Genomic DNA, 26,857 nt, shown 5'->3' on the forward strand with positions numbered 1-26,857 from the left:
CCGCGAGTTCCTCATCGACACACAGTGCGATCCTGAAATAATCGACCGCATCATGGCCGATGAGATGAAACGCGGCCTATAGATTCCATCTCTCGACACCCGAAAATGCGTTCGCCGGACGCTTACGGCTTTAGTAAGGTTGATGGGGAAAGCGAGGAAGATTGTTCTTCGGCGACCAGCTTAAGGCTCTCAGCGACGCAATTGGCTTTCACAATCAAAACTGCTCGCAACAAAGATCAACTTGAGCGAGGCAAAAGGAAACATACCTGAAAAATGAGGCAGAAAGGAAATGTCAGAAAAATAATAGAATATAGATTTTCGACATAACAACCATTTTTAAACACATCATGAAGTAGCTTAAATACCTTCGCTCCACAGCGCTCCGTAAAATATAATATAAAAAATTGAAATAAAAGAAGATCGATCCGCGCGGAATTTTTTATATAACAACTTATCGAACTTATACAAAATTTTACAATGAATTAATTTTTCATCATCCATGAAAAATATTGGTTTTCGCTGGGCTCTGCCGAGGCGGCAATTGCAAGTTCGTGCGGTGACCGTCGCTCAAGCATGCAACGGCCCTTCGAGGTGGCAATGCGCTAAGATACCGCGCTAAGGTATATCGCTTGCAGCATCAATCTCACCGTTCCCGCCTCAAATGGAAAAGTTGAGCCCACCCTTATCTGAACCTTTTTTCCCAGTGGGTACGGCTTTGCTGATTTCGCAAAGCAGCAAAAACCGAACCGTCGAATTTACTTTTTAGCGGTGCGCCCGTCTTTAGAACGCTATCGACTTCTTCTGGAGTAGGCTCCGTGTAGACAAGCTGACTGAAGGGATCGAGATGGTGCATACACTGTTGGATTAGTTCACGCTGAATGGGCGACTGACTGAGATAGTGGCCATAAAAATGACGTGCACCGTGAGGCGTCGTGCCATGGTCTTTACGGTGCTTAAGTGCATCATCTCGATGCTTCCGCTTCAGCCGATTAACGGCTCGTTTCCAAGCGGCCCTGAAAGAGGACCTTGTATAAGGAGCCCCAATTTCTTCACCGTCTATTGCGGTGCTCACGAAAAGGTAAGGATGGTCGGGAAGACCTGCCGCATGGCGCAGTGCCATTATGCGTGGTCTCGTGACCAACAGATAATGCCGCAATATCGATGAGATGTGATCCTCGACACCCTCAATTGGAAGCCAATGAACGATTGCATCGTTTAAATCACCAAGGATGCCTTTCCAACCGGACCAATATTTCCCAGACACCGCATTCCGCGATTCCATGTGGAAAAAGCGTTTCAAAGTTTCCGCGCGACTCCGTGTAACGCCGTCAAACCCCTGCACAAGACTTTCCTGCGGATGGTGTAATGCTATTATGGGAACACCTGAAGCAAACTGAACGTCTTGGACCCAAAGGTGAAGAGGCTCACTCATGCGTAATCCTCCCAAAAAGAGGATATGTGCTATGATCTCTGCGGTTTCATCGAACTCACCGTTCGGCAGCGCGAAACCATCGAACAGCATAGAGACGACGTAGTTTTCCGGAAATCGTTTGAGGTGTCCCTTTTCGCGTCTCAGCGACCGAAGGCGGTCAGCGGCACGACTACGTCTCCCGGTCGGCTTACCCTTGAGATGAAAGAGCAGCGACTTATCATGTATGACCTTCCGGGCGTACGCCATCCTAAAGCCGCTGACGGCGTTTGCTGGACCATTGACGAACACGAAGTCGCTTTTCCAGGCCGAGGCGTGACCCTTTTCGTCCAGCCAATCTATATAGTGCTCAATTGCTCGCAGTAGGTCCCGAGCGCTCTTGACGCTACGGGGCAACCAATAAAGGCCTGTATTGTCCCCGCCCGTCGACACCGTTCCTTCGACTAGCGCGGTGGTGAACTTCTCCCACACCTTCTCAAGATAGTCGTCGCCCCACTGGGCTTGCATGTCGCCGACCCAAGGGCCCATTTGGATGGTAAAGTCTACAAGAAGACCCAGCCCACGCGAGATTAAAAGCATCCATTGGTCGCTCTTGGTATCACGATAATTATCAAACAACTCTATCAGGGGCACGACGACTTGCGGGACGCCGTCCGAGCCGAATACACGAAGAACAGGATATCGGCGTCTTTCGCCCGGGAATCTCGCCTGCTTCACAATAAAATGGTGAAGGCTCCGCTCAATTTTCGAAAAATGAAACACGCATCAATACCCAGCCTGAAGTTAGCAGTGTCCTACCATCTCTCGCGGAAAAACCACAATTGCCGTAGCGGGGCCGGGACCAAAAATTGTCGGCCCTCGGCCGTCATTTTTCTGCTGCTGCGCAGGGGCCTTCAGCCGGACCAGGGCTTTCCACCCTGGACCCCCCATCTCGCCGATGGGCAGGCGGTGGAACTTCCGTTCGCCGCGATTGCGGCGAGCCGGTTTTCACCACCATCAAAACTATGGGTCAGAAACCAGCGGCATCAAGGGTTCGCTACGCCCGATCCTCGCCATGCTCAGCTAAAGCTTGCGCGTGGCTCCGGTCGCCCCTTGACCCCGCCGCTTTCTTCAATGACCCTGGGAAGTGGTAAATACTGGTAAGCAAAGGATCGGTCTCAAAAGAGCACCAGATTCCTAATCTGGGGGTCACGCGTTCGAATCGCGTCGGGATCACCATTTTTTCAATTGCTTAAGGCCAGCGCAAAGCTTGCAGAGTGCCATGGAGATGCGCGGCCAAGACAATAGGCCGAATACAGTCGCAAGACATTCAATCCCGAATGGAACGGAGTAAGCATCGACCCAAACAAGCCAAGTATCCAAGCTGATCTTCTGGGTATCGTGGCAAATGCCGGGAGAATGGTCATAACGAGCGAGCAAGATGATGGATGAGCCGACTCCGGAGGAACTGAAGCGCATTTTGACGCGACAAGAGCTGCACGAGCTGGTTTGGTCGACACCTATACAGAAGAACACCTATTTCCCGGTGCACAGTCTTGATGAAGACGGCAACGTGGGCGGGTCGGCATGAATTTTGATATGGTGTGAAGCCGACGATTAGCGGGGAAATAAATCATCCCGGAACTTGTAATAGCTGCAGTTGTTCATCGAATAGAACTCCAATCCAGAACCTAGTTCGTTCCGTGAAAGTTCCCATTCGAACGTGTCGTCACCACCGAGGCCGGTAATCAACGCCATTTTGGCCAGTTCCATGAAAGGGCCTGGGGGAAAGGCTGCCCCGTACACGGTCGCTTCCTTGCGTGGGTATTTGCCTTTGATAACCCGCGTGATTTCCAAATCGATCCGTATCATCCGGGTCGGAACGTTGGGATCCGCCGCTAGCAAACCTGATTCTCCCATCGACAGCGACTTCACACGAGCCTGAACCACGACCTCCGCCTTGGCCAGCAGTTCACTTTGGGGAGGACATTTAGGGGTAGCGGCTGCTGGCTTGAGGCCAATAACTGCCAGGAGCAAAATGGCCTCAAAGCAGAGGTGCATAACTGTGTTCGGAATCGCTCGTTGCATGGTTGTTTCCTTTCTCACAGCGATGCCTATGCCGCCTCGATTGTGTGTGGCTGAACGCGGCTTCGCATTCCAGCTGACAAACCGCAGCGTTATCCTGCACCTCCCGCAGCCCCTTGTATGAGGCATGCCGCAGCTTGCCGTCATGCGTCCACGCCCGATATTCAATCTCCGCAACAAGCTTCGGATCGATAAAGACTGCGTTTCGATTCCATCCGGTACCGACAGCGAGTTTGCCAATGATCAGCTTGTCCAACTGCTGCCGGAGCTTACCTGTGGAACGCTCATTGATGCCGGTCCCCACTCCTCCGACATAGATGAGCTCGTTTCCCTTGCCCGCGGCGAGTAGCAGCCGCCCAATGCCGCCGAATGATGCTGTCCGCCTTCTAATACCCAACGATCAAAAAGCTATCGCTCTGGACGCATTTGATCGTCACCCAGTCGCCGAGGCGGCCCGCTGAGATACGGGCTGTTGCGGTCTTTCGCGATGATGCCTTCAAGGTCATGTTCGCATACGATCTGCAGACGCGTCTCGCTGTATCCACATTAATTGTTGTCCGTGGCATTGAATTATTGTAGATACACTTAATGGAGATCGTATGGGACGAACCGAAGCGGATTGCCAATATCGAGAAACATGGCCTCGATTTCGCCGATCTGACTTTCGAGTTCTTCCTGTCTTCCGTTGTCGTTCCCGCCAAAGATGGGCGACCCAAGGCCATAGGCCGCCTCGCTGACGGAACGATCGTCGCAATCTTCGTAAATCTGGGCTCTGAGGCGCTTTCGATCATTTCAATGCGCCCCGCCCGCAAGGACGAAAGGAGCATGATCCGATGATTATCAAAGCCCGGAAAACGACGCAGTTCCAGCCTGGCCGCGGCTACTCCAAGGAGGATTGGGATGCCGTCTCCGACAATCCCCCTCTGTCCAAGACAGAGATGGCAAACGCCAAGCCCTTCAAGGAGGCATTTCCTGAGGTTGCCGAAAAGATGGAAAGGGCCATTGCAGCCCGCGGTCGACCCAAGCTGGACAACCCGAAGCAACCCCTGAACATTCGTCTCGATGCCGATATCATCCAGTTTTACAAGGCCACTGGCAAAGGTTGGCAGTCAAGGATGAACGATGCATTGCGAAAGGCGGCTGGCTTATAGCGCCCTTCGCAGATCCTCTCCAAAAACTGGCGGCCGTCGGCAGCTAAATCGTCTTCCAAAGCTTGGCTAGTCTCATCATCACATTGCGGAGCCGTCGGCTCGCCGTGTCCTCACCGCGCGTCGCGCCCCCAATCCCAACAGCGCCGCCGCAACCCACCCACCGACAAAACCAATCGCACCCCAGACAAGACCTGCGAAGCTGACCGGCACACCCGGCACAAAGTCCCGCCAGGTGTTGGCGAATACGACATCGTCCGGCTCGCGGAGCAGCACGAAGGGTTTGGCGACCGGGGCGGCGGTGCCAAGTTTCAGCTGCTGCGACAGCAGCGTTTCGTAGCGCGAGATCGTGCTTTGCATAGAGACGCCGCGGTCGCGCAGGAAATCGTCGGAGGATTGCGCATAGGTGTTCAGCGCCTGCTGGCGATCGAGGTGGTGCTCGGCGGCCTGTCTGTTAAAATCTTCGACGATGACGCTGAGTTCGTCGATCGCGCCGCCGATCCGCTGGCGGTATTGCTGGGCAAATTCCGGCGCCTGTGAAAACACCGTGCCGCCGGCAAGTCCGGCGACGATGGCGATGATCCTTGCAATCGGTCCCATTCTCGATGCCTCCGGCTGGTCATCAGCGGTAACGATCCGCGGCCGCAAAGGTTTCTGTTCGACACAATCGGTAACGCTATGTGATTGAACCGACAGCGCTTCCGGCGAGTTGCTCCCCTGACCAACAAGTTGCTCCCGTGAGCAACTGAGAAAGAGAGGCTTGTCATGAAACAGATTATCCTTGCCTGCACACTCGCTGCCGCATCCATCTTTTCCGCAATGCCATCTAAGGCGGCCAGTGTGACGATCACCACAGGTGATGAGCGCCCCTATTACCGTGATTCGGAACGTCCCTATTACCGCCATCACAGCCCCTACTACCGTCACGACATGCGTCGGCGTTTCGTGTCCCGCGACTGCTTTACCAAGACGGAAAAAATCCGCCGCCACGGCCATACGGTCATCAAGGAAACCAGGGTCTGCCGATAGGCGATCCACACACGAAGCCCGGCTGATCGGCCGGGCTTTTCATCTGATTTCGTCGCGCGGAACTTCGCTATAACGGCCGCGTTATTCGCGAAAGGAGTAAGCGTCATGCGTATCAAGATGACTCTTCTGGCAATCGCCTATGTCGCCGTCAGCGCCGTGCTGCTTGCCATCGCCTATCAGCCGCAGGGGACGGGTGCCCTGCAGAAGACCGATCGGCTGGCCGGTTCGTCCTTCCTGGTCGAGCGCTTCGCCGGTTAATCGGCTGAGCGCTGATTAGGAGATGGCGGCGCTTCAATGCCGCTCATTGATCGGAGGCCCGCCGAGCAGGATCCGGTTCTGCACCGCGTGCACGCCTTCGACAGCCCTGGCAACAGCGGTCGCCCGTTCGATCTCGCCGACGGTGCCGACCGTACCGGTCAGCACGATCTGATCGTTTTCCATCGTCACTTCGACATCCGCCGCATCGATGCCGCCGGCAATTGCCAGCGCGTTGGCGACGGCCGCTTCGACGGATGCGCGATTGGAGATTTCCGCTTCCATCTCGGGCTCGAGCCCGTGGAATGTCTGTTCCTTGAAAACCATGATCCGTTTCTCCTCAATATCCGGGCGTCAAACCTGCGGAGGAAACGCCCGTCGGCCGGATTTGGTTTCAGGGCGGCTAAAGCGCGTCGCGATCTTTCAGATTCGCGCCTTGTGCTTTAGCTTTTTATTTTCTCGCATATCGTTGCCGCAAAAGCGCTTCGCGCTTTGCCTGGGAAAACCGCGGCACACTTTTGCGCGACATGCTTTACCAGTTGAGGCGATAACGCAGATTGACGCTGCCGGCCTCCCCCGCCGAAAACGGATTGCTCACCGCGGCATCGAGATTGAGATTGGGCAGGATCGCCTGGTTGACGGCAACCGAACTCGAAAAATCGCCGCTGGCATTGCTGATGCCGGCGCCTGCTGAAAGCGAGGTGCCCGTCCAGGGATGGATCAGCTTCAGCGCTTGCGACGCCGTTACCGAGGCCTGCTTGATATCGACCGCGTCATATTGGACGCTGATGGACCGGCTCGACTGCATGTCGAGCGAATCCGACAGGATCCAGCTGCGTGAACGGCTGAGCGTCAACGCGCCGCTGCCGCGCAGCGTATCGACGCTGATCCTTGCGCCCCGCTGCGATTGGCCTGATGGCGTGACGCTTGTTCGGACGATCCTGCCCCAGAGCATTGCCTGTTCGGAATCGGGCAGCGGCGCTCCGCCCTTGGTCGAGGCCAGCGCGATATCGGCGCCGGCGCTGGTTTCCCATTCCGCCGGCAGGCGGAAACCCATCGTCGCCTTGTAGGACCGGTCCGAGAGTTTTCCCGGCGCCCAGATCAGCAGGTCATCGGCCCTCGCCGCCGAGGCGAACGAGAGCAGGGTGGCGAAGAGAAGGCTGGCTGTTTTGAATATCGTCATGAAATCCAACATTTCCACGGACACAGGGGCTGCAACGCCTATCAATGGCCCGCAGCGACGCGATGAGGGATTGCGGCCAAGCCGCCCGTTCCGGTTCATCCTCGGTTTTAATGTTTGGCCGGAAGGCCGTCGGCACCCAGTGCCTGTTTCCGAAAGACGCCGTGGCGCCCCGAATTGCCATGCGACCGTGAACGGTGCGACGAATTTCAAATCCGCCGGCAACGACGCAAGGATCACATCCAGCCGCCGCTCTGTAAACCCCTCGACGCCCGAAATCTGCTGCACCGCACACTTGCCGCCCCCGCCAAAGCCTAGTAGAGCCTGAGCCTACGAGAAAAACCTTCGCGAAATTGCAGATAATGACCGGCAAAACCGCGCCGCGGCGCCTCAGCATCTTCGGCTCGACCGGCTCGATCGGCCAGAACACCCTCAATGTCGTCGATCACCTGGGCGGGCGGGAGAACTTCGAAATCTCCGTACTAACAGGCAACGGCAATGTCGAATTGCTGGCCCGGCAGGCGAAAGCTTCGGGCGCTGGGATGGCGGTGACGGCAAGCGACCGGCATTACGAAGCGCTGAAAAGCGCGCTTTCCGGCAGCGGCATCGAAGTCGCATCCGGAAAATCCGGCCTGATGGAAGCGGCCGACCGCGAGGCTGACTGGGTGATGGCGGCAATCGTCGGCACCGCGGGCCTGGCGCCGACGCTGGCAGCAGCAAGGCGCGGCGCCGATATCGCCCTTGCCAACAAGGAATGCCTGGTTTCGGCCGGCGATCTATTCATCAGCGCGATCCGCAAGGGCGGCGGCAGGCTGCTTCCCGTCGACAGCGAGCACAATGCGATTTTCCAGGTGCTGGAGGAAAATCAGCGCCATGCCATCGAGCGCGTCGTGCTGACGGCCTCGGGCGGCCCCTTCCGCACTGCCTCGCTGAAGGAAATGGCCGGTGTGACGGCGGAAACCGCGCGCGCCCACCCGAACTGGTCGATGGGATTGAAGATCTCGATCGACAGCGCCTCGATGTTCAACAAGGCGCTGGAGATGATCGAAGCCCGGCATCTTTTCAGCCTCACGCCCGAGCAGATCGAGGTCATCATCCATCCGCAATCGATCATCCATTCGATGGTCGGCTATAGCGATGGATCGGTGCTGGCCCAGCTCGGCGCCCCCGACATGCGCACCGCCATCGGTTACGCCCTGTCCTTTCCGCGCCGGCCGAACCTGCCGATCGAGCGGCTGGATTTCGCCAGGCTTGCCCGGCTGGATTTCGAGGCGCCGGATGAGCTGCGCTTTCCGGCCTTGCGGCTGGCGCGCCTGGCGATGACGCGCGGTGGCGTTCAGGGCGCCGTGTTGAACGGCGCCAAGGAAGTGGCGCTCGAAGCCTTCATCGAAGGGCGGCTGCCCTTCCTCGCCATGGCCGAGATCACCGAGAGGGTCATGGACGATCTGGCCGGCCTGCCGCCGGCCGCCGGAATGGACGACGTCTTCGCCGCCGACAGGCAGGCCCGGCAGAGGGCTGCGGAGCTGATGAAACTGGAGATCGCCGGCTGAAGCTTACCGCAGCCGGTTGCCAGCCTCATCGAACAACCGGCAATCCGACGGTTCGAACAGCAGGCCGACCTGCTTGCCTGCCGCGATGCTGATCGGTGAGCGGTGCTCGACGGTCAGCGACTGGCCATCGGCAAGCTGGCAATAGAGATATTGCGTTCCCCCGAGATATTCCGAAAAATCGACCGTGGCCGTCAGCTTGCCCGATCGATCCGGCGCCACCTTCAGATGCTCCGGCCGCAGACCGAGCGTCACCGCGCCTCCGGCCGGCCGGCCCGTGCTGATTAAGGCGGTTTCGATGCGGGAGCCGGCGACCTCGACCACTCCGCCCTCGCCCCAGCGGGCATTCAAGAGGTTCATCCTCGGCGAGCCGATGAAGCCCGCCACGAAGGTATTGGCGGGATCTTCGTAGATCTGCCTTGGCGTTCCGGCCTGCTCGACACGGCCGTCGCGCAGCACGACGATCTTGTCGGCGAGCGTCATCGCCTCGGTCTGGTCATGGGTGACGTAGATCATCGTGTTGCCGAGCTCGCGGTGCAGGCGGGCGATCTCGATGCGCATCGACACTCTGAGTTCCGCATCGAGATTGGACAGCGGCTCGTCGAACAGGAAGACATCAGGCTTGCGCACGATCGCCCGGCCGATCGCCACACGCTGGCGCTGGCCACCGGAAAGCTGTCCTGGCCGCCGGTCGAGAAGATGATCGATCTTCAGTATGGCGGAGGCCGCTTTCACCCGGGTCTCGATCTCGGCCGGCTGGGTGCGCGCCATCTTCAGCCCGAAGGCCAGATTGTCGCGCACGCTCATATGCGGATAGAGCGCATAGGACTGGAAGACCATGGCGATGCCGCGCTCGGACGGATCGAGATCGGTGACCATGCGTCCCTTGATCTCGACCTCGCCGTCGGTCACGTCCTCGAGACCGGCGATCATCCGAAGCAGCGTCGATTTTCCGCAGCCGGATGGGCCGACGAAGACGACGAATTCGCCCTCTTCGATCGTCAGGTCGATCCCGTGGACCACCTGCAGATTGCCATAGCTTTTTCGCACGTCCTGGAGCACGACGCTCTTGTTAGCCATACCGTTCGTCATCCCCAAACGACCTACTTGTCCGCCTGGACCCAGACGAGCATCTCTCCGGGCGCGCGGTTGTCCCAAAGATGATAGGGCACGAAACGCGCGGTGGCGACCTGCCTTTCGGCCGGCGCATTGCGGTAGAGCGGTGTTCCCCAGTTCGACGTCTCCTCGCGCTCGACCTTGAGATCGAGGGCGACCGCATCGTTGAGATCCTTCAGCACGATGGTCTCGGCGGCCGGAAGCTCACGAGGCAGGACGATGGCGTTGAGATCCTCGCCATTATCCGTCGTTTCGACGCAATAGACCAGGGGCCCGCGCATCAGGGCGACGCGGCCGGCATCCTGGCGCACCTTCGGATTGGCATATTGCGGGCGCAATGCCAGCGGCAGGTGGAGGGCGACACGATCGCCATCGGCCCATTGGCGATCGATCCTGGCATATCCGTCCCGGATAGTGGCGGCGAGATCGAGCATTTCCCCATTGACGCTGAGGCTGGCCCCTTCAGCCCAATCGGGAATGCGCAGCGACAGCGCGAATCTCGCCGGCGTCTTCAGCCTGGTGGTAAAGGCAACCGCCCCATCCCAGGGATAGTTGGTGGCCTGCTCCAGCTCCCCTTCGGCGCCATTGGCAAGCTTCAGCCGGGCGGTGCTTTCGCCGTAGAGATGCACGGCGATCTCGTCGTCGGCAACGGCATACATATAGGAGCCGATCGAGGTCACCAGCCGGGCGATATTCGGCGGGCAGCAGGGGCAATGGTGCCATTTCCAGCGGTGGTGCTTGCCCGCACTTTCGAGCGGATTGTCGTAGAAGAAGGTCTTGCCGTCGGTGGAAAGACCGGGAAGCGCGCCGTTATAGAGCGCCTGCTCCATGATGTCGGCATAACGCCGGTCCGGTCCGCGCCCGAGCATGCGGCTTGCCCAGAAGACCAGGCCGACGGAGGCGCAGGTCTCGGCGTAAGCGGTGTCATTCGGCAGGTCGTAATAGTCGGTGAAGCCTTCGTTGGAGGCGGCCGGGCCGATGCCGCCGGTGATGTACATCTGCTTGGTGGTCAGGTCGTCCCAGAGCGTTTCCAGCGCCGCCGTCAGGCTGTCGTCCTTATATTCGGTGGCGATATCGGCCATCCCCGAATAGAGGTACATGGCGCGCACCGCATGGCCGACGACCTTGGTCTGCTCGCGCACCGGCTGGTGCGCCTGGCCATACTCATAGGTCTTCTGATGGAAGTCAGCAGCGCTCCGGCCGTCGCGAGCGGCTTCCGCCGTGAAGAAATGCGGCTCGGTGCCGCGCTCGTCGATGAAGAATTTCGACAGGTCGAGATATTTCTTTTCGCCGGTGACGCGGGAAAGCTTGACCAGCGCCAGCTCGACTTCCTCGTGACCGCAATAGCCGGGGAACTGACCTTCGCCATGGCCGAATATCGTGATCATGTAATCGGCAAAGCGGCACATGATATCGAGCAGCTTGCGTTTGCCGGTCGCCTGGTAATAGGCGACCGCGGCTTCCATCAGGTGGCCGGCGCAATAAAGCTCGTGATGGTCGCGCAGATTGGTCCAGCGGCGGGCGGGCTCGACGCGCTGGAACCAGGCGTTGAGATAACCGTCCTTATCCTGCAGCCTCTCATACATGTCGATGATCTCATCGGCGCGCGCCTCCAGCTTCGGGTTCGGCCGGCGATAGAGCGAATAGGCGATGGTCTCGATCGATTTGCCGAGATCGGAATCCCAGAACATCTGCGTCGTCCCGCCCCAGGGCTGAATGGGAATGACGACGCCGGGGCTCGGCTGGTTGACATCGATCGCCTTCAGCATGCCGGCCTCGACGCAGCGGTCGAGCAGGGTCTCGGCGGTGGAATTGCAGACGGCGTCCTGCCATTTGCCCCAGAAACCGCCGAGCTCGACATCGGGAACGGCGACGGGACGAAACGGGCGGTCGTTGCTTGATTTGGTCATGGGTTCGACTTTCCCTAGGGTTATTTCACCGCGCCGGCCATCAGCCCGCGCATGTAGTAGCGTTGCAGGAGCAGGAAGACGATCAGGCAAGGGATCGTCATGACGACGACGCCGGCCTGGACCGCTCCCCAGTTGATGGCGCCGAGCCGTCCGGCGCGAACCGCCGTCATCAGCACCGGCAGGGTGTATTTCTCATTGCTGGAGAGCAGCACCAGCGCGGCGAGAAACTCGTTCCAGGCATTGAGGAAGGCAAAGATCGCCACCGTCGCCACACCGGGAAGCACCAGCGGCAGCAGAACGCGGGCGAGAAGCCTGAGATCGCGGGCGCCGTCGATGCGAGCGGCCTCTTCGATTTCCTTCGGCACCGCATCGAAGGCGTTGCGCATCATGAAGACGGAGAAGGGCAACTGCAGCGTCACATAGACCAGCGTCAGCCCGATGAGCGAATTGTTGAGGCCGAGCTTGGCCAGGATGATGAAGAGCGGCGTCAGGATCGACTGGAACGGGATCATCAGCGTGGCGATGATCAGCACGAAGAGCGCGTTCTTCATCGGAAAGCGGTAGCGCGAGAAGCCGTAACCGGCGAGCAGGCTGACGGTGACGGTCAACACCACGGTGGCGACCGAGACCAACAGCGAATTGATCATGTGCCGCCAGATGCCGGCGCCGAACGTATCGAGCAGCGCATAGGCATCGAAGCTGACGCCCGAGCTCGGCCATGGCGGCAGCGGCGGCAGACTGGCTTCCGTCCCCTGCCGGAAGGAGGCGAGCAGCGTGATCGCAAACGGCGCCAGGAAGAAGATCGAGATGGCGATGCCGGTGAGATGATAGGCCGATTTCACGCGGAAGGCCTTGCGGGCACGGCGTTTTCTTGAGGTGATCATGGACGCTCCTCCCCGACCCGCAGCAGCCAGAGCTGGACGATGCTGATCGCCACCAGGATGGCGAGAAGCACGATCGACAGTGCCGCGCCATAACCGAGATTGAACGACACGAAGGACTGGTTGAAGATGTAGTAGACCACCGAGATCATCTTGTTCTGTGGCCCGCCCGAGGTCATGATGTAGAACTGGTCGAAGGCAAGGATCGAGCCCGTGACCGAGACGATCAGCGCCAGCGCGATCGTCTTGCGCATCAGCGGCAGCGTCAGATGCCGGAAACGCTGCCAGCGGCCGGCGCCGTCGATGCGGGCGGCCTCCGTCAGCTCGGACGGAATGGCCTGCAGCCCCGTCAGAAGAATGATCATGGTGAAGCCGGCGATCTTCCAGACGACCATCACCACCACGGTCAGGAAGGCGATATCGAAGGTCGCCAGCAGATTGGGGCTCTTTTCGACAAGGCCGAGGGCTTTCAGGGCCGGGCCGATGAAGCCGCTATCGACATTGGCAAGCCAGACCCAGAGTAGCGAGGCGGTGGCCAGGCCGACGACGACGGGCAAAAAGATGACGGTGCGATAGGCGCTGACGAACTGCCGTTCCTTCTCGACGAAGATGGCGAGCGGAAAGGCGACGGCGAAGATCGCGATGGTGACGATCACCGTATAATAGGCGGTGAAATTCAGCGCCGTCACGAAGCGCGTGTCGTTGATCATGCGGTAATAATTGTTGAAGCCGATCCAGCGCGATGCCCCCATCAGCGGCCAGTTGTGCAGGCTCATCCACCCGGTGAACAGCACCGGCATGATGAAGAAGACGATGACCAGCGCCATGGCCGGCGCGATATAGGCAAGGCCGCGCCAATTCGATTGGCGCCGTCGCCTGCGCCGAGGCAATAGGATCTCTGAACCGGAATCGGTCATCGAAACGCTCCGCATCTGTCGGTTGGGATTGGCCGGGAAGCTGCCACCGCTCCCCGGCCGCGGCCGGGGGAGAGTTACTGGCCGCTATCGATGATCGATTGCATTTCCGACTGGGCGCTCGAAAACGCGCCGTCGACATCGTCGCCGAAGATCGCGGCGTTGGTGAAGCTTGCCCAAGGGCCGTTGGCGCTGTTGATCAGGTCGTTGAACTGCAGCGTATAGGGCGTCTTGGCGACACTGATCGCCTTGAGGCCGACCTGCATGCGCGGGTCGAGACCTTCCAGCACCTTGTCGGCAATATCGCCGCGCGTCGGCAGGCTGCCGTACTTCGCCATGATCTTCTGGCCGTCTTCCGAATAGACATATTCGAGGAAGCCCTTCACCGCGTCGATCTTCTTCGTACCCTTGGTGATGACGAAATTATCGCCGCCGGCAAAGGACGACGGCTTGCCGTCGACGCCCGGAATGAGGGTCACGCCGAAATTGATATCCGGATGCTCGGTGACCAGCGTGCCGATGGCAAAGGCGCCGAGGCTTTGCTGGCCGATCTTGCCATTGGTGAAGGTCAGGAAGTTGGCGCCGGTATCGCTGGCCGCACCCGCCGGCACCAGGTCCTTCTTGACCATGTTGCGGTAGATATCGACGGCCTTGCGCATCTGCGGCGTATCGAGCGTCGCCGTCTTGCTGTCGGCCGACAGGATATCGGCGCCGGCACCCCAGGTGAGCGGCGTGAAGGTGAAGATCATGCAGCCGCCGCAGCCGCCGCCGGAGAAATAAAAGCCGTAGGTATCGTCACCCAGCGCCCGGATCTTCTCGGCATTGGCGGTGATTTCGTCCCAATTCGCCGGCGCCTTTTCCGGGTCGAGGCCGGCCTTCTTGTAGAGGTCCTTGTTCCAGGCAAAGACCGACGTCTCCACCGACAGCGGCAGGCCGTAAATCTTGTCCTGATAGGTGCCGAGGCGGACATGCGACGGCGACAGCGAGTTGAAATAGGGCAGCGATTTCGCCCAGTCCGTCAGATCCTCAAGCTGGCCGGCCGCGGCAAAGGCGGGGTTATAGATCAGGTCCATCGACAGCGCGTCGGGCGCCTGTCCGCCGGCGATTGCCGTTGCATATTTCTGCACCAGCTCGGAGAACGGCACCTCGGTCATCACGACCTTGGTCTCATGGCCGGCATTATAGGCTTCGACGACCTTCTTGAAGGCGTCGCCGATGCCCGAACGAACCCACATTTCGACATTTTCAGCCGCCGACGCAGCCGAAAACAGGCATAAACTGGCGATGCTGGTCGCCGCCAATAGACGCTTGATCATGACACTCCTCCCGATATGGCGCATCTCCCTGCGCCTTTGCTCATTCCCTTGGTCTTATTCCCTTAGTCTCACTCATTGGGGGTCTTACCCCCGCATGACTGCCGGACGACAAGCCGGCACGGCAATTTCCTCACTCCCGGCTCGACAGGCCGTCCTTCCGCAAGCGCCAGCACCGTCAATCCGGCCTGCCGCCCGAGCTCCTTCAACTCCATATCCACCGTCGTCAGCGGCGGCCGGGTCTGGGCCGCGACAATCTCCCAATTGTCGAAGCCGATCACCGAGACATCCTGCGGCACCTTGACGCCGCGCTCGCGCAACGCATCGGCGGCACCACGGGCAATCTGGTCATTGCCGCAGAACAGCGCGTCTGGCTTTTCTCCCGGCCTCTTCCAGAGCTGCTCCACCGCCTCATGACCCCAGCTTTCCGACCAGACGCCGTAGAGCACCGGCTCGCGGTGGCCGGCCACCTCGTGATAGGCGCCGGCGCGTTCGCGCACCGAAAAGAAATCCTCCGGCCCGGTGATATGGGCGATCCGCCGCCGCCCGACCTTGGTCAGCCATTCCACCGCCAGCCGCGCGCCCTGTTCGTCGTCCGAGCGGAAGGTCACGCTGTTCTGCGTCCCCTCGGTGAAGGCGTAGACGACAGGCACATGCAAGTTCGACAGATCGACCGGCAGGCGGCGGTCCAGCCGCTTTCCCGTGGCGATGATGCCGTCGACCTGCTTGTCGAGCATCGCATCGACATGGATCTGGGCGAGGGCCGGATCGTCTTCGATGGCGCAGAGGAAAACCGAAACCCCATGGTCGACCAGCGCGTCCGAAATACCCGCCATCACAGGCAGGGTGAAACGCCCGTAAGTGTCGTTGGTCAGCAGCCCGACGGTGAAGCTGCGCTTGCTGAGAAGACCTCTCGCCAGCGCATTCGGCCGATAGCCGATTTCGCCGGCGATCCGCTTCACCCGCTCGCGCGTTTCCGCGCCCATCCGGCCGGTGTCGTTGAGCGCCTTCGACGCCGTCGAGATGCTCACCGCGGCAGCCGCCGCCACCTCATGGATGGTGATCCTGCCTCTTTTTCCTCCCGTTAAGTTCAGAGCATCACGTCCTTCTGAAGTGACGTGAGAAAAGCTTTTACCAACTGCGATGTCAAGTGAGAAAAGGTTTTCTCACGTTTGTCCGTCGCACGGCCCGAGAGACCGCGACGCATCATCTGCATCGAGGCCGACGCCGAGCGGAGAACCGATTCATGTGGAGGAGGTTGGCACGACCCCATAAGGGCACGGCTCATCACCGTCAGGACCTCGATGGAGGCCCTGAACTAAGGCGTGGCCAATCGAAAAATCAGGCGACGTGCCTTGCCAGCGCGCAGCGCGACCAGAGCGAATGCAGCGCCTCGACGAGATGGGCGATATCGGCGTCGGAATGCAGCGGCGTCGGCGTGATGCGCAGCCGCTCGGTCTTCTTCGGCACGGTGGGATAGTTGATCGGCTGGACGTAGACGCCGCAATTGTCGAGCAGCAGGTCGGAGATCCACTTGCACTTGGCCGCATCGCCGACCAGCACCGGCACGATATGGCTCGGATTGGGCACATGCGGAATGCCGTTCTGGTCGAGCAGCGCCCTGAGCTTGCGCACCCGGTCCTGATGGCGGGCCCGCTCGAACTGGCTGACCTTCAGGTGCTGGATCGAAGCGACGGCGCCGGCGGCAAGCGCCGGCGGCAGCGCCGTGGTGAAGATGAAGCCGGAGGCAAAGGAACGGATGAAATCGCAAAGCGCGGCCGAAGCGGCAATATAGCCGCCCATCACCCCGAAGGCCTTGCCGAGCGTGCCTTCGATGACGGTCAGCCGGTCCATCAGCCCCTCGCGCTCGGCAATACCGCCGCCGCGCGGGCCGTACATGCCGACCGCATGCACCTCGTCGAGATAAGTCATGGCGCCGTATTTGTCGGCGAGGTCGCAGATTTCCTTGATCGGGGCGATGTCGCCGTCCATCGAATAGACGCTCTCGAAGGCGATCAACTTCGGCGCCTTCGGATCGGCGGCCTTAAGCTTGGCTTCGAGATCGGCGACGTCATTGTGCTTCCAGATCACCTTGCCGCATTTGGCATGACGGATGCCCTCGATCATCGAGGCATGGTTCAGCGCGTCGGAGAAGATGATCAGGCCGGGAATCCTGGCGCCGAGCGTGCCGAGGGCTGCCCAGTTGGAGACATAGCCGGAGGTGAAGATCAGCGCCGCCTCCTTGGCGTGCAGATCGGCCAGTTCACGCTCGAGCATGACGTGATGATGGTTGGTGCCAGAAATATTCCGGGTGCCTCCCGCACCCGCGCCACAGTGGTCGATGGCGGCCTTCATTGCCTCGATCACCTTCGGGTTCTGGCCCATGCCGAGATAGTCGTTGGAGCACCAGACCGTGACTTCCTTTTCGCCATCGGCCGTATGGCGCGTCGCGCGTGGAAAGTTGCCGCGGTGGCGCTCGAGATCGGCAAAAACGCGGTAACGGCCCTCGGCATGAAGCCCGTCCAGCTCGTTTTTGAAAAACGCTTCGAAATCCATCATCTGCTCCAGTATCGCGCGGCCGTTCTTGCCGACCGGACGTCCGCGCGTCAATGCTTACCCTTTGCTTTAACATCAACTGCGGCAAAAGGCCCAGTTTTTTGAATGATTCCAGATAAAAAAATACGCAAGCGCGGATCAATGAATCGATGCGGCAGAGACGCGTGAAATTCGTGAAAACCGTCCGGCGGCGACCATGTCCATATTGCAAAAAAATCGGCACAAGAGTGGACAACCCTTTCTTCCGACATAGTTTTCGCACTAGCGTGGCAAAAAAAGACTAGGGACGGCCTATGCCCATTGGGCGACAACCCAGGAGAAAAGAAATGAAAAAAGCTGTCATACTCGCATTGATCGGCCTGTCGGTCGCAAGCTGCACGCCGACCCAGCAGGGCGCCGGAATCGGCGCGGCCTCAGGCGCCGTCATCGGCGGCGCGGTCACCGGCAATGTTCGCGGCGCGGCGGTCGGCGCCGCTATCGGGGGTGTCTCCGGCGCCCTCATCGGCAGCGTCGCCGAACAGCCCGGCCAGTGCTACTATCGCGACCGCTATGGCCGCCGCTATATCGACACCTGCCCGCGCTGAGAGCGGTTGCACACCGGCCAAATCAGGAAATCCCGGACACACATCCGGGATTTTTTGTGCTGAAATAGTGCGCTGGCAATTTAAAATGGTACACCCAGCGCGATTTTGCCGCTAAGCTGTTCACGGCTGGGCAACGAAGCTTCATTGTAGACCGAACCAAAAGCGGCGTATGCGGATTAGAGGGACAGGCCCGAAAACAGGTATTGCGTATCGGCGAACAGGCACCATGATGGTGGTCGCAGCGGCAGCTGCGTTCTCACCGGTCCTGATCGGCGACGCTTACGCCTTCAAGCTTTTCGGCATCACCATCTTCGGCAAGGACGCGGACGAAACGCAGCAGGTGCCCGATCCGGTGCGCTATAGCGTCGACCTCAAAGCCGACACCGCCGATCCCGACCTGAAAGAAGCGCTGCAAAACAGCTCGCGGCTGGTGGGCGACCAGAAGCAGCCGGTCTCCGGCGATCTCGGCGTCGTCGTCAAGGCGCGCGACGATCGCGAGCGGCTGATCGCCACCCTGTATGAAAAGGCCCGTTACGGCGGCGTGGTGACGATCACCATCGACGGCAAAAATATCGACGACCTGCCGCCCAATCCGACCTTCGACCGGTCCGGGCCGGTCCCCGTCACCGTCGACATTGCGCCCGGCCCGGTCTTCAAGGTCAGGGAGGTCCAGTTCGGCGGCGATGCCGCAAACCACAATCCCGCCGATTACGATCTCGCCCCGAGCGCCGAGGCCGGCTCGCTTGTCATCATCAAGGCCGGCGACAAGATCGTCGAGCAGCTGAAGAGCGAGGGCCGGCCGTTTGCCAAGCTGACCGAACGCAAGGTCGTCGCCGACCACAGAAGCGACACCGTCGATATCGTCCTTGCGGCCGAGGGCGGCCCGGTCGCCCCGATCGGCGATGTCGGCGTCACCGGCGAAAAGACCGTCAAGGCGGGGTTCATCCAGCGTTATTCCCGGCTCGACAAGGGCGAAGCCTATTCGCCGGAAGCGCTGAAGAAAGCCGGCGAGCGGCTTCGCGCCCTTGGCGTCTTTTCGAGCGTCACCATTCACGAAGCCGATGCGCTGGCGCCGGACGGCACTTTGCCGATGACGATCGAGGTGTCCGAAGGCAAGCGGCGCTATTTCGGCGTCGGCGCCCAATATTCCACCACCGACGGCTTCGGGGTTCAAGGCTATTGGGGCCACCGTAATCTGTTCGGCGAAGCCGAGACGCTGCGGATCGAAGGATCGGTGTCGCGGCTTGGCGAAACCACCGATGTCGGCAGCCTCGACTATTCCGCCGGGATCCTCTTCACCAAGCCCGGCGCCTTCTTCCCCGCCGCCACGCTGAAGGCCGGCATCGTCGCCAAGACCGAAAATCCGGATGCCTATAATGCGACGCTCGTCACCGCCTCGCTCGGCCTCTCCTACGAACTGACCGACCGGGACACCGTCTCGGCGAGCGGCGAGGTCAGCTGGGAGCGTGACGACGATGCCTTCGGCACCAACGACTATCTGACCTTCACCCTGCCGCTGCAATATGACCGCGACGCCCGCGACGACAAGTTCAACCCGACGGAAGGCTATCGCGCGACATTTTCGGCCAAGCCCGGCTACGAGATCTTCAACGCCACGCCCTATGCGGCCTTCCAGGGCTCGATTTCCGGCTATCTGCCCTTCGGCGCCGAGGACCGCCTGGTGCTGGCCGGCAAGGTCTCCGCAGGCGTGCTGATCGGCGGTGGCGGCATCGAGAATATCCCCGCCACACAGCGCTTCTTTGCCGGCGGCGGCGGCTCGGTGCGCGGATACAGCTATCAGGAAATCTCGCCCTATAACGACAATGGCGACCCCACCGGCGGCCGCTCCTACGTCACGACGTCGCTGGAGGCCCGCATCAAGATCACCGACACGATCGGCATCGTGCCATTCATCGATGTCGGCACTGTATCGGACAGCACCTTTCCCGGTTTTTCCGATATCCGCGCCGGTGCGGGTGCCGGAATACGATATGCCACACCTTTCGGCCCGCTGCGGCTTGATTTTGCCATGCCGCTGAACAAGTACGAAGGTGGCACAGATTATGGAATCTACGCCGGCATCGGCCAATCCTTCTAGAATGGCCGATGTCGATTTTTGAACCATCGTGAAAACGGGGTAGTGTCCGCGCCGATGCAAATGCTGGCAAAAATCGTCAATTGGTTCCTGCGGCTCACCGCCTATGGCGTGGGCGTCACGTTGATTCTTGCCGTCCTGGCACTGGCGATCTTCGGTTTCACCGCCTTTGGCGCCCGCATCGTCACCGAAAAAATAGCCTCGACGCTGTCCAACCGCGACATGACGATTAGGGTGCGCGAACCGCAGGGTCTTTTGACCGGCGGGCTTCGCGCCGCCGAAATCTCGATCTCCGACACCAGGGGCGTCTTCGCCGAAATCCACGGCATCGCCATCGACTGGAACCCGCTGGCGCTGCTGACCGGAACGTTCCACGCCCAACGTTTCGAAATCGAAGCGATCGACGTGCTGCGCAAGCCGGTGCGCACCCTGCCCTCACGGCCCGGAGCGGAAAATTCCGGCGGCTTCAGCCTTCCGATCAAGGTCGATATCGACCACGTCGCGCTGCCCGACATCAAACTGGCCGAACCCTTTGCCGGGCGCGCCTTCGCGCTCGCCGCCGAAGGCAGCCTGTCGGCCAACCGCGATGGCGGCGAGGCGATCGTCAATGTCAGCCGCCACGCCGTGCCGGATGCGCGGCTCACCGCCGACATCGCCTATGCGCCGGCCGAAAACCGGCTGCAGCTGAAGGCGCAGCTTGCCGAACCGAAAGGCGGGCTGCTGGCGGGCTTTCTCGGCCTGCCGGACAGCCCCGCCGTCAACATCGATCTCGACGGCCAGGGACCGATATCCGACTGGCGAGGCAAAGTGCAGGCCGCTCTCGACGGACAGCAGCGTGCCGCAATCGAGGCCCGGCATCAGATCAGTGCGGACGGACTGCACCACCTCGACCTCAAGGGCGGCGGCGACCTGAGCTCGCTGCTTCCCGCAGCGTTCCGGCCGCTTTTTTCAGGCCAGACCAATATCGACCTTGCCACCACCTTCGACAACCGCGGCAAGATCGACATCCAGACCGGCAATATCGCCACCGGCAGCGTCGTCATCGCCGCCTCGGGCACCCTCGATCCGGCCGGCAACAACAGTCTGAATGCCAATCTGCTCGGCACATCCGGGCCTGTCGATTTCCGCTGGCCGCTCGCCGAAGGCGAAGCGCGCTTCCTGATTTCGGGTCTCAACCTGGCGCTGACGGGCGATGCGCAGGCGGCCCGACTGAATGTCAGCGGCTCGCTTGATACCGCAACCCTGCCGCAGGCCGATATCGGCAATGTCAAGCTGACGGCAAAGAGCGACGCCTTCAATCTCGCCGCTCGATCCGGCAGCGTCCAGCTGCGCCTGGTTGCCGGCGACATGAGTTTTGCGGAGCCGAACCTCAATCGCGCCGTCCAGGGTCCGGTCACGATCGCCTCGCCGCTGCAGATCACGCCTGGCAGCATCGGCTTCAACGGCACCACCATCGAAAGCGCCAATATCAACGGCGGCCTCAACGGCTCCTACCGGCTGGCAGACCAGGCGCTGACCGGCAACGTCAAGCTCACCATCGCTCCGGCAGCCCTGCCGGTTGCGGTCTCGGGCAGGTTCGACGGACCGATCTCGCTCGAAAGCCAGCTGGCCGGCACCATCCCGTCGAAATTCGCACTGTCCAACCTCGTCTTGAGCTCCGGCACGCTTGAGGCCGCCGGCAACGTCGCACTCGATGGCTCGAAGGTGAATGCCGATCTCTCCGGCCGCCTGCCCGACATCGGCAAACTCATGACCGGCGCCAGCGGCGGGGCGGGTTATGCATTGAGAGTGGGCGGCGAACTGCCGGCGATCTCGGTGACGGCCAATCTCAAGGCCCCCAGTCTTGAAATGGCCGGCCGCACACTCGGCAATCTCAATATTGACCTCTCTGGTGTCGCCGATCCCAAGGCGCCGCAAGGCAGGATCGCCGCCACCGGCACGATCGACGGCCAGCCGATCGCCGTCAACGGCGACATCAATTCGCAGGACGGCAGGATTATCCTTCCGGCGCTGACCGCCGATATCGGGGGCAACCGGCTGACCGGCAATCTGGCATTCTCGCCCTCGCTGGAACCAACCGGCGCGCTGACCTTCGATTTCCCCAATATCGGCGGACTCTCGGCCCTCGGCGGACAAAAAGCAGAGGGCGATCTCAAGGGTTCGCTCGGCGTCAGCAGCGACAACGGCAAAATCGCGCTCAAGCTGCGTGCGACCGGCGGCTCGATCCGCGGCGATACGCTTGCGATCGTCAAGCCGGATATCGACGTCACGGTCAGCGACCTCTCCACCCTTGCCGCAAACGGCACGGTTAAGGCCGACGAGGTGAATGCGGGAGCGAACAGGCTTGCCGGACTTTCGCTCGGTTTTGCCAGGCAGCAGAACCAGACCGATTTCGATCTCAATGCCGCCTATGACGGCAATCCGGTGCTGGCCGCCGGCAATATCCAGACGACAGACGGCACGATCGGCGTGAACCTCGAACGTTTCTCGGCAAGCCCCCGCAATATCCCGGTCGAACTTGCCGCCCCGACGCAGGTCAAAATCGTCGGCGGCGCCGCCAGCTTGAGCGGGCTGACGCTGAAAACCGGCACCGGCTCGGTGAGCGTCACCGGTTCAGCCGGCGAAACGCTGAAACTTGATGCCGATATCCGCGAGCTGCCGGCAGCACTCGCCAATGGTTTCGTACCGAACCTTTCAGCCGGCGGCACCATCTCCGGAAGGATCGCGGTGACCGGAACGCCGGCCGCACCGATCGCCGATTTCAAGCTCGACTGGAAGGATGCGACGACAGGCCAGACCAAGGGCGCGGGGATTGCGCCGCTCGGCATCGCCGCCGGCGGCAAATTCGCCGACAACAGGCTCAATTTCGACACGACGATATCAGGTGCTGACGGCCTGTCGCTCAAGGTCGCCGGCAATGTCGCGCTTACCGATCCCACCGCGCCGGTGCTCGATATCGACGCCGATATTCTCAATCTGCCCGCCCGCATCGCCAATGGTTTCGTTCCCGATCTTGCCGCCGAAGGCGTGATCACCGGCAAGCTCTCGGCCACCGGACCGCTTTCCGCACCGGTCGCCGATTTCGATCTCGATTGGAAGGGCGCTGGGACCAGCCATACCAAGCGCGCCGGCCTTGCAAACCTCGCGGTGAAGGCATCCGGTAAATTCGCCGACAGCAAACTTGATTTCGACACGGCGATATCGGGCGCCGACCGCCTCTCGCTGAAGGCAAACGGCAATGTCGCCGTCACCGGCACGACCATCGGCGACGTCAAGGTCGATGCAACGCTCACCAATGTCCCGGCAAGCATCGCAAACAGCTTCGTCGCCGATCTGGCCGCCGAAGGCGCAATCTCCGGCACGGTCTCGGCCGCAGGCTCGCTTGCCGCCCCGACCGCCAATTTCGACCTCGCTTGGAGAGACGCCGCGACCAGCCACACCAAGCGTGCCGGCCTTGCCGCCCTCGGCCTGACCGCATCCGGAAAATTTGCCGACAACAAGCTTGATTTCAAAGCAGCGGCCAGCGGCAAAGAAGGCCTGTCGCTGAAGAGCACCGGCAATGTCGCCCTCGCCGGCACGACGGTCGAAACCATCAAGGTCGATGCCGAGATCGCCAGGATTCCGGCGAACCTTGCAAATGCCTTCGTTCCGGATCTGGCGGCCGGCGGCACGATATCGGGCACCCTGTCGGCCGCCGGCACACCCGCAGCACCGAATGCCGACTTCAAGCTTGCCTGGACCGATGCCGCGACCAGCCAAACCAGAAGCGCTCGCCTCTCGGGACTGGCGCTTGCCGCGTCCGGCCATTTCGCCGACAACCGGCTCGATTTCGATGCCGATCTCGGCGGCAAGGACGGCCTCTCACTGAAAGCCAAGGGCAATGTCGCCACATCGGGCACCTCGGTCCGCAAGCTTGACGTCAAGGCCGATCTTGCCAGCCTGCCAGCAGCCCTGGCCAACGGCTTCGTGCCCGGCCTTGCCGCCGAGGGCACGGTATCGGGAACGGCATCCGCCTCCGGCGCGCTGCCCAAACCCGCCGTCGATTTTAAGCTCGACTGGAAGAACGCCGCCACCGCTCAGACCAGGAGCAGCGGCCTTTCCGGCCTGAGTGCCGCGGCCTCCGGCAAATACGCCGATGACAGGGTCGACTTCGATGCCAGCCTTGCCGGCAAGGACGGGGTGCTGGCCAAGGCCACCGGCGGCGTCACCATCGCCGGAACGGCTATCCGCGACCTGTCGGTCAATGCCGATATTCCGGCGCTGCCGGCCAATATCGCCAATGCCTTCGTTCCCGGTCTCGGGGCCGAGGGCACACTTTCGGCCAATGCCGTCACCTCGGGAACGCCTGAAAAGCCGATCGTCGATTTCAAGCTCGACTGGAAGGATGCCGCGACCAGCCACACCAAGGCTGCCGGCCTCCCCCGCCTGGCGCTGGCGGCGACGGGAAAATATGCCGGTGACCGGCTCGATTTCGATGCCGACCTCAGCGGCAGCGGCGGCATTGCGCTGAAGGCGGCCGGCAATCTTTCGATCGCCGGCACCTCGATCCGCGCGGTCGACGTGACGGCGAATGCCACCAATGTCCCGGCCGGCATCGCCAACGGCTTTGTGCCCGGTCTTGGCGCCGAAGGCGCTGTCACGGCGACCGCAAAGGCGACCGGCGCACTATCGGCGCCGTCGGTCGATTTTAAGGTCGACTGGAAGAACGCCGCGACGAGCCAGACAAAGGGCGCCGGCCTTTCGCCGTTCACCATCGGCGCATCGGGCAAACTTGCCGGCAACCGGCTGACGGTCGATACCAACCTTGCCGGCGACGCCGGCATGTCGCTGAAGGGCGGCGGCAGCGTCGTGATCACAGGCAACCGCGCCCTCGACATGCGCTTCAACGGCAATCTGCCCTTCGTCGTGCTCGGTGCGCCGCTGGCGCAGCAGGGCCTCGTCGCCGACGGCGTCGCCACCGTCAACCTGGAGATCGGCGGGACGGCCGCGGCACCGGTCATCACCGGCACCGTCGCGACCAATGGCGCGAAACTCGTCGACGTCCGGCGCAATCTCGCCGTCAACAATCTCGCGGCGACGATCAGCTTCAACGGCAATCAGGCGGTGATCTCGCGCCTCAGCGGCAATCTTGGCGGCGGCGGCACGATTTCGGCAAGCGGCACCATCGGCATCCAGCCGGCCGGCGGCTTTCCCGCCGATATTTCGATCAAGCTCGACAAAGCGGTCTATGTCGATGGAACGCTTGTCGTCTCCACCGTCAACGGCACGCTCGGCCTGCGCGGTCCGATCATGAATTCGACGTTGAGCGGGAAGCTTCGCCTGGACAAGACCTCGATCACCGTCCCGGAAAAATTGCCGACTTCACTCAGGGAAATCGATATCCGTCACAAGAATGCGCCGCGGGCGGTGCTTGCGCAGCTGCGCGACGACGGCGAGCGGAAACCCTCCGAGAAATCCTCCACGATCAGCCTTGATCTCGAAATCGACGCACCGTCACATATCTTCGCACGCGGCCGCGGCATCGATGCCGAGCTCGGCGGCAAGGTGACGATCCGCGGAACGGCGGCAGCGCCGATCGTGACCGGCGGCTTCACCATGCGCCGCGGCCGCCTGACCATTCTCAACCGCCGCCTGGATTTCACCGACAAAAGCCGGATCACATTTGCCGGCGACCTGACGCCGGCGCTCGATATGGAAGCCACTTCAACCTCCGGCTCGACGACGCTCACCGTCGACGTCGCGGGCCTCGCCACCGACCCGGCAATCACCTTTTCCTCCTCGCCGCAGCTGCCGCAGGACGAGGTGCTGGCGCAACTGATCTTCGGCCAATCAATGTCGAAGCTCTCGCCGGTGCAGATCGCCCAGCTCGCCGACGCCGTCAGCCAGCTGGCCGGCAACCGCTCGACCTCGCTTTTCGAAGGCCTTCGCAATCAGCTCGGCGTCGACGATCTCGACATCAGCACCGATTCCAAGGGCCAGACGAGCGTCAGCGTCGGCCGCTATCTCAACGACCGCACCTATTTCGAATTGCAGCAGGGCGGCGCAGCCGGCGCCAAGGCGATCATCAACCTCGACGTCGGCCGCGGCGTCAAGCTGCGCGGTGCTGCCGGTGGCAATGGTGCCGGCGAAGCGGGCGTCGTCTACGAACGGGAATATTGAGCCGGCTTAATTCAAGAAAAAGACGCGTTTTCCAGGGCTGTCCGGTACGGAGGAGTTCCCCTCCCCAACTCCTCCCCACAAAGGGGAGAGGCTTAGATGCCGCGCCCGACCTGTTCCACTTCACTGTTTCATCCGCGGGAAGGTTGCTGCTTAGCGCCATACACGGTGCGCCAGCTTAGCCCCTCCCCCTTGTGGGGAGGGGTTGGGGAGAGGACTTCATGCAGGCCTTTAAAAGCCAATCTTGCTCGTCTTCAGCAGAATATTGCTCTCGGTCGAATTGATGCCGTTGATCAGCCGGATGCGGCGTAGCGTTTCGTCGAAGGCGGCAAGGTCGCGATCCTCGAGTTCGGCGACGAAATCCCATTTGCCGTTGGTGCTGTGAAGGGCGCGAACCTGCGGCAGGCCGCGCAGTTGATCGGCCACCCTGTCGGCGAGTTTGCCGAGCACCTCGATCATGACGATGGCGCGCACGCCGGCCGACCGCGTCTCATGACCGGTGCGGATGGTGAAACCGACGATGGTGCCGCCGGCGACCAGCCGGTCGATTCGGGCGGCAACCGTGGCCCGTGAGGCGCCCGTCATCGCCGCGAGCGAGGAGACGGAAATCCGGGCATTGTGGCGAAGTGCACTCAGAAGCTCGGTATCGAGATCGTCCACGATGATCACTTTGTCAAAAT

The 26,857-nt window shown here is 61.1% G+C and carries 22 protein-coding genes and 2 pseudogenes; 9 read left to right on the plus strand and 15 right to left on the minus strand.

Annotated features, from left to right (window positions below):
• Together ATY75_RS34480 and ATY75_RS03885 are read right to left on the minus strand one after the other, a co-directional pair.
• A pseudogene (locus ATY75_RS34480) lies at positions 1 to 126 on the minus strand (IS5/IS1182 family transposase); the annotation flags it as partial.
• Positions 127 to 682: 556 nt separating this feature from the next.
• Complete coding sequence (locus tag ATY75_RS03885) at positions 683 to 2,191, minus strand: tyrosine-type recombinase/integrase (protein ID WP_143535263.1); 1,509 nt, start codon at positions 2,189 to 2,191, stop codon at positions 683 to 685.
• A 658-nt stretch (positions 2,192 to 2,849) separates the two neighbouring features.
• On the opposite strand from ATY75_RS03885, the gene ATY75_RS34485 reads away from it, so the two are divergent.
• Entirely contained in the window at positions 2,850 to 2,999 is a 150-nt protein-coding gene (locus ATY75_RS34485; RefSeq protein WP_171899808.1) for a hypothetical protein, read from the plus strand.
• Positions 3,000 to 3,025: 26 nt separating this feature from the next.
• On the opposite strand, the gene ATY75_RS03895 is transcribed toward ATY75_RS34485, so the two are convergent.
• The gene (locus tag ATY75_RS03895; protein WP_190241309.1) at positions 3,026 to 3,496 is read right to left on the minus strand and encodes a hypothetical protein; all 471 of its coding nucleotides are present in this window, start codon (positions 3,494 to 3,496) and stop codon (positions 3,026 to 3,028) included.
• A pseudogene (locus ATY75_RS03900) lies at positions 3,453 to 4,018 on the minus strand (hypothetical protein); the annotation flags it as partial. The pseudogene ATY75_RS03900 and the gene ATY75_RS03895, both read right to left, overlap by 44 nt.
• 63 nt (positions 4,019 to 4,081) lie before the next feature.
• Between ATY75_RS03900 and ATY75_RS03905 the strand changes: the two are divergent.
• Both ATY75_RS03905 and ATY75_RS03910 read left to right on the plus strand, forming a co-directional pair.
• On the plus strand, positions 4,082 to 4,330 hold the full coding sequence (locus ATY75_RS03905; protein ID WP_088936535.1) for a BrnT family toxin: 249 nt from the start codon (positions 4,082 to 4,084) through the stop codon (positions 4,328 to 4,330).
• Positions 4,327 to 4,644 carry a BrnA antitoxin family protein gene (locus ATY75_RS03910; RefSeq protein ID WP_064840926.1) on the plus strand — a complete coding sequence of 106 codons (318 nt, stop codon included), beginning with the start codon at positions 4,327 to 4,329 and terminating at the stop codon, positions 4,642 to 4,644. The genes ATY75_RS03905 and ATY75_RS03910 overlap by 4 nt, the downstream gene beginning before the upstream one ends.
• 78 nt (positions 4,645 to 4,722) lie before the next feature.
• On the opposite strand, the gene ATY75_RS03915 is transcribed toward ATY75_RS03910, so the two are convergent.
• Positions 4,723 to 5,241 carry a DUF2937 family protein gene (locus ATY75_RS03915; RefSeq protein ID WP_088936536.1) on the minus strand — a complete coding sequence of 173 codons (519 nt, stop codon included), beginning with the start codon at positions 5,239 to 5,241 and terminating at the stop codon, positions 4,723 to 4,725.
• Between the two features lie 165 nt (positions 5,242 to 5,406).
• On the opposite strand from ATY75_RS03915, the gene ATY75_RS03920 reads away from it, so the two are divergent.
• On the plus strand, positions 5,407 to 5,670 hold the full coding sequence (locus ATY75_RS03920) for a hypothetical protein (RefSeq protein WP_088936537.1): 264 nt from the start codon (positions 5,407 to 5,409) through the stop codon (positions 5,668 to 5,670).
• Between the two features lie 105 nt (positions 5,671 to 5,775).
• Entirely contained in the window at positions 5,776 to 5,928 is a 153-nt protein-coding gene (locus ATY75_RS34490) for a hypothetical protein (RefSeq protein ID WP_172599236.1), read from the plus strand.
• Positions 5,929 to 5,961: 33 nt separating this feature from the next.
• Here ATY75_RS34490 and ATY75_RS03925 read toward each other — a convergent pair whose 3' ends face one another.
• A complete protein-coding gene (locus ATY75_RS03925) occupies positions 5,962 to 6,252 on the minus strand; it encodes a BON domain-containing protein (RefSeq protein WP_088936538.1) in 291 nt (96 codons plus the stop codon).
• Between the two features lie 205 nt (positions 6,253 to 6,457).
• Positions 6,458 to 7,108 (minus strand): hypothetical protein, encoded by a 651-nt coding sequence (locus ATY75_RS03930; protein WP_088936539.1) that lies wholly within the window; start codon positions 7,106 to 7,108, stop codon positions 6,458 to 6,460.
• A gap of 356 nt (positions 7,109 to 7,464) precedes the next feature.
• Here ATY75_RS03930 and dxr point away from each other — a divergent pair, with 356 nt between their 5' ends.
• On the plus strand, positions 7,465 to 8,655 hold the full coding sequence (gene dxr / locus ATY75_RS03935) for a 1-deoxy-D-xylulose-5-phosphate reductoisomerase (RefSeq protein ID WP_088936644.1): 1,191 nt from the start codon (positions 7,465 to 7,467) through the stop codon (positions 8,653 to 8,655).
• Positions 8,656 to 8,658: 3 nt separating this feature from the next.
• On the opposite strand, the gene ugpC is transcribed toward dxr, so the two are convergent.
• The 7 genes from ugpC to hemA all read right to left on the minus strand — a co-directional run bounded on the left by ugpC (position 8,659) and on the right by hemA (position 17,342).
• On the minus strand, positions 8,659 to 9,744 hold the full coding sequence (gene ugpC / locus ATY75_RS03940) for a sn-glycerol-3-phosphate ABC transporter ATP-binding protein UgpC (protein WP_064840930.1): 1,086 nt from the start codon (positions 9,742 to 9,744) through the stop codon (positions 8,659 to 8,661).
• A gap of 11 nt (positions 9,745 to 9,755) precedes the next feature.
• On the minus strand, positions 9,756 to 11,678 hold the full coding sequence (locus ATY75_RS03945) for a glycoside hydrolase family 127 protein (RefSeq protein WP_088936540.1): 1,923 nt from the start codon (positions 11,676 to 11,678) through the stop codon (positions 9,756 to 9,758).
• Between the two features lie 20 nt (positions 11,679 to 11,698).
• Positions 11,699 to 12,562, minus strand: coding sequence for a carbohydrate ABC transporter permease (locus ATY75_RS03950; protein ID WP_088936541.1), 864 nt, complete (start codon positions 12,560 to 12,562; stop codon positions 11,699 to 11,701).
• A complete protein-coding gene (locus ATY75_RS03955; RefSeq protein ID WP_088936542.1) occupies positions 12,559 to 13,476 on the minus strand; it encodes a sugar ABC transporter permease in 918 nt (305 codons plus the stop codon). Before ATY75_RS03955 ends, ATY75_RS03950 begins: the two co-directional genes overlap by 4 nt.
• Positions 13,477 to 13,550: 74 nt before the next feature.
• Positions 13,551 to 14,789, minus strand: coding sequence for a sugar ABC transporter substrate-binding protein (locus tag ATY75_RS03960; RefSeq protein ID WP_088936543.1), 1,239 nt, complete (start codon positions 14,787 to 14,789; stop codon positions 13,551 to 13,553).
• Positions 14,790 to 14,857: 68 nt separating this feature from the next.
• Positions 14,858 to 15,817 carry a LacI family DNA-binding transcriptional regulator gene (locus tag ATY75_RS03965; RefSeq protein WP_245317531.1) on the minus strand — a complete coding sequence of 320 codons (960 nt, stop codon included), beginning with the start codon at positions 15,815 to 15,817 and terminating at the stop codon, positions 14,858 to 14,860.
• Between the two features lie 310 nt (positions 15,818 to 16,127).
• A complete protein-coding gene (gene hemA / locus ATY75_RS03970) occupies positions 16,128 to 17,342 on the minus strand; it encodes a 5-aminolevulinate synthase (RefSeq protein ID WP_088936645.1) in 1,215 nt (404 codons plus the stop codon).
• Between the two features lie 326 nt (positions 17,343 to 17,668).
• Between hemA and ATY75_RS03975 the strand changes: the two genes are divergently transcribed.
• The 3 genes from ATY75_RS03975 to ATY75_RS03985 all read left to right on the plus strand — a co-directional run bounded on the left by ATY75_RS03975 (position 17,669) and on the right by ATY75_RS03985 (position 26,180).
• Entirely contained in the window at positions 17,669 to 17,926 is a 258-nt protein-coding gene (locus ATY75_RS03975; RefSeq protein WP_049733496.1) for a YMGG-like glycine zipper-containing protein, read from the plus strand.
• 169 nt (positions 17,927 to 18,095) lie between these two features.
• Positions 18,096 to 20,024, plus strand: a complete 1,929-nt coding sequence (locus tag ATY75_RS03980; protein ID WP_190241310.1) for an autotransporter assembly complex family protein — start codon at positions 18,096 to 18,098, stop codon at positions 20,022 to 20,024.
• A gap of 54 nt (positions 20,025 to 20,078) precedes the next feature.
• On the plus strand, positions 20,079 to 26,180 hold the full coding sequence (locus ATY75_RS03985) for a translocation/assembly module TamB domain-containing protein (protein WP_088936647.1): 6,102 nt from the start codon (positions 20,079 to 20,081) through the stop codon (positions 26,178 to 26,180).
• Between the two features lie 228 nt (positions 26,181 to 26,408).
• Here the strand turns inward: ATY75_RS03985 and ATY75_RS03990 are convergent, their stop codons facing one another.
• Complete coding sequence (locus tag ATY75_RS03990; protein WP_190241311.1) at positions 26,409 to 26,846, minus strand: Lrp/AsnC family transcriptional regulator; 438 nt, start codon at positions 26,844 to 26,846, stop codon at positions 26,409 to 26,411.
• Between the last annotated feature and the right edge of the window lie 11 nt (positions 26,847 to 26,857).

It is taken from the genome of Rhizobium sp. N122, from assembly GCF_002211295.1.
Classification (GTDB): Bacteria; Pseudomonadota; Alphaproteobacteria; order Rhizobiales; family Rhizobiaceae; genus Rhizobium.